Source organism: Parafrankia sp. EUN1f (genome assembly GCF_000177675.1).
Taxonomy (GTDB): domain Bacteria; phylum Actinomycetota; class Actinomycetes; order Frankiales; family Frankiaceae; genus Parafrankia.
In genome coordinates this window covers 1-3,023 of record NZ_ADGX01000321.1, presented here as the reverse complement: position 1 = coordinate 3,023, position 3,023 = coordinate 1, and the positions used below count along the sequence as shown (strand labels likewise).

Sequence of the window (3,023 nt, the reverse complement as noted above, 5' to 3'; positions counted from 1 at the left end):
CCCCGCCGGGACGCGGACCAGCCAGCCGGCCCCCGCCGGGACGCGGACCAGCCAGCCGGCCGCCGACGAGGCGGCCGCGCTTGAGCTGGACGGTGTGCTGGTGCGTTCACCTGCCGGGAGCGCCCTGCTGGACGACTTCACGCTCAGCCTGCGCCCGGGCGAGATCGTCGGCCTCTACGGGGTGGAGGGCAACGGGCAGCACACCCTCGGCGATCTGATGTCCGGCCTGATCATCCCGGCGACCGGCGAGGTGCGGGTCGGCGGCCGGCCCGTCGACCTGCGTCGCCCCGGTGCCCTGCACGCGGCGGGGGTCGGGGTGATCTCCGAGGACCGCCACCGCTCCGGCTGTGTGCTGGACATGAGCGTCGCCGACAACCTGGTGCTCACCGATCTCGCGCCGGTCAGCGGCCGGATGCTGGTCAGCCGGCGCCGGCAGCTGCGGCACGCCGCCGAGCTCGCCGAACGGTTCGCCATCTCCTGCCCCTCGCTGGACGCGCCGTTGCGGACGCTGTCCGGCGGCAACCAGCAGCGGGTCGTGCTCGCCCGCGAGCTCGCAGGACGACCGTCGGTGCTGGTCGCGGCCCAGCCCACCCGTGGGCTGGACGTCGGTGCCATCGAGTCGATGTACGTCGAGCTGCGGGCCGCTGCGGCCCGCGGGGTCGCGGTCCTGCTCGTGTCGACCGAACTGGAGGAGGTGATGGCCTTGTCGGACCGGATCGCGGTGATCTCCGGGGGCCGGATGGTCGGTGAGCTTGCCCCCGAGGACGCCGACGCCGAAAGCCTGGGCCTGCTCGTCGGCGGTGCCACGCTCACCGGGCCGGCGCGATGAGCGTCCACGCTCCGGCCCGGCCGCCGTCCGTGCCCGGCACCGGCACCGGCACCGGCGTCGGCACCGGCGACCACGGGCTGCGCGGGTCGGTGGACCGGGCCGCGCGGGCCCTGCTCAGACCGTCCAGCACGGGCGTCTCGCCGCTGCTCGTCGCCGTGTGCACGGTGGCTTCGGTGGCCGTGGCGCTCGGCGTGACCGCGCTGCTGGTCACCACGACGGGCGGGTCACCGTCCGAGGTGTTCTCCTCGATGCTGGACGGCAGCGTCGGGAGCCCCGGCGCGATCAGCCAGACGCTGGTCGAGATGACCCCGTTGCTGCTGGTGGCCGTGGGCGCGTGCATCAGCAGCCGCGCGGGCGTGTTCAACATCGGCCAGGAGGGCCAGCTCCTCGTCGGCGCGATGGTCGGTGCCTTCGTCGGGCTGCGCACCCAGGGGCCGCCGGCACTGGTGCTGACGCTGACCCTGCTCGGCTCGGCGCTGGGCGGCGCGGCCTGGGCGGCGGTGCCCGCGGTGATGCACTACCGCCGCGGGGTGGACGTCGTCGTCAGCACGATGCTCATGATCTTCGTGGCGCAGCAGCTGGTGAGCTATGTCGTGAGCAGCCCGTCGCTGCTGCAGGAGACCCGCCGGCCAGGCGCGATCGTGGCGGCGCAGTCCGACGCCCTCGCCCCGTCCTTCCGGCTGCCGTCGATCGGTCAGTATCCCGATCTCAGCATCGGCGCGGGCGCGATCATCGCGGTGGTGCTCGCGGTCGTCACCGGCGTCGCGCTGGCCCGCAGCCGCTGGGGTTTCAAGGTGCGGATGCTGGGGCTCAACCCGCTCGCCGCGCGGCACGCCGGGGTACGCGCGGCCACCTTCGGCGGGCTCGCGCTGGCGATCTCCGGTGCGTTCTCCGGCCTGGCCGGCGGCGCGGTGCTCGCGGGCGAGGTCTACCGGCTCCAGCCGGCGATGTCGGACAACTACGGCTGGGACGGTCTGCTGGTCGCACTGGTCGCCCGCAACAGCCCGGTCGCCTCGGTCGCCACCGCGCTGGTGTTCGGCGCGCTGCGGTCCGGCGGCGGGGTGCTCGCCTCGACCGGCGTGCCCGCCTATCTGATCGACGTCACCCAGGCGCTGCTCGTGCTCGCCTTCGTGCTGCCCCCGGCCGTGCTGGCGCTGCTGCGCGCCGCCGCCGACCGCCGCCGCCGCGGACGGTCCGTGGCGGGCACCGTGGGTCGTCCGGCCGCGGCCGCGAACTCCGAGTCGACGACGGCGAGGGCTCGATGATCCTGGACGACGGCGCCACGATCCTTTCCAGCGCGATCCGGCTCGCGGCACCGCTGGGGTTCGCCGCCTGTGGTGAGTACCTCGCGGAGCGGGCCGGAACCATGAACATCTCCATCGAGGCGATGATGATCACGGGTGCGTTCACCGCGGTCGCCGCCTCGTCGGCGACCGGCTCGGCGACGCTCGGGCTGGTGGTGGGCGCGCTTGCCGGCCTGCTGCTCGGCCTGATCCACGGCAACATGTCGCACCGGCTGGTCGTGAACACGTTCATCGTGGGGCTCACCCTCAACGTGCTGGCCCTCGGCGCGACCAGCTTCTTCAACGAGAGCCTCGAGCTCACCGGGCACCAGGTCGCCCAGGTCAGCATCCCGGTGCTGCGTGACATCCCGCTGGTCGGCGAGCCGCTGTTCGTCCAGCGCTGGCCGGTGTACCTGCTGCTCGGGCTCGTCCCGCTGACGTGGTGGCTCGTCGAGCGGACCAGGTGGGGCCTGGAGCTGCGCGCTGTCGGTGAGAACCCGCAGGGCGCGGACGTCACCGGCATCGCGGTGAACCTGCGCCGGCGGCAGGCGCTGCTGTGGTGCGGGCTGTTCGCGGGTCTGGGTGGGGCGCACCTCGCGGTCGGGGCGGTCGGCTCGTTCAACGACAACATGACCGCGGGGCGGGGCTACCTGGTGATCGCGGCGGTGATCTTCGGTGCGTGGCGGCTGCGCGGCACGATCGTCGGGGTGGCCCTGTTCGGCCTCGCGGACGCGCTGCGGCTGGCGTTGCCGGCGGTCGGCGTCCAGATCAACAGCCAGCTGCTGATCGTCGCCCCGTACCTGCTGGCGCTGCTGGCGATGGTGCTCGTCCTGCGGCGTACCCGCCAGCCCATGGCGCTCGGCACACCTTTCGTCCGCGGGATTGTATAAGGCGTTGCCCGGGGTTGGGCT

3 protein-coding genes are annotated in these 3,023 nt (G+C 73.6%); all 3 read left to right on the top strand.

Translation table 11 applies throughout. The features are described 5' to 3' along the window. The coding region (locus tag FREUN1FDRAFT_RS38605; RefSeq protein WP_006545884.1) for an ATP-binding cassette domain-containing protein at window positions 1-829 on the top strand (829 nt) is incomplete at its 5' end. After that, complete coding sequence (locus tag FREUN1FDRAFT_RS38600) at window positions 826-2,094, top strand: ABC transporter permease (RefSeq protein ID WP_006545883.1); 1,269 nt, start codon at window positions 826-828, stop codon at window positions 2,092-2,094. The genes FREUN1FDRAFT_RS38605 and FREUN1FDRAFT_RS38600, both read left to right, overlap by 4 nt. Then, window positions 2,091-3,002 (top strand): ABC transporter permease, encoded by a 912-nt coding sequence (locus FREUN1FDRAFT_RS38595; RefSeq protein WP_006545882.1) that lies wholly within the window; start codon window positions 2,091-2,093, stop codon window positions 3,000-3,002. The genes FREUN1FDRAFT_RS38600 and FREUN1FDRAFT_RS38595 overlap by 4 nt, the downstream gene beginning before the upstream one ends. Window positions 3,003-3,023: the final 21 nt, after the last annotated feature.

Bases quoted from the DNA above. Each gene is read 5' to 3' on its own strand.
- FREUN1FDRAFT_RS38600 (WP_006545883.1), top strand. From the start codon at position 826: ATGAGCGTCCACGCTCCGGCCCGGCCGCCGTCCGTGCCCGGCACCGGC.
- FREUN1FDRAFT_RS38595 (WP_006545882.1), top strand. From the start codon at position 2,091: ATGATCCTGGACGACGGCGCCACGATCCTTTCCAGCGCGATCCGGCTC.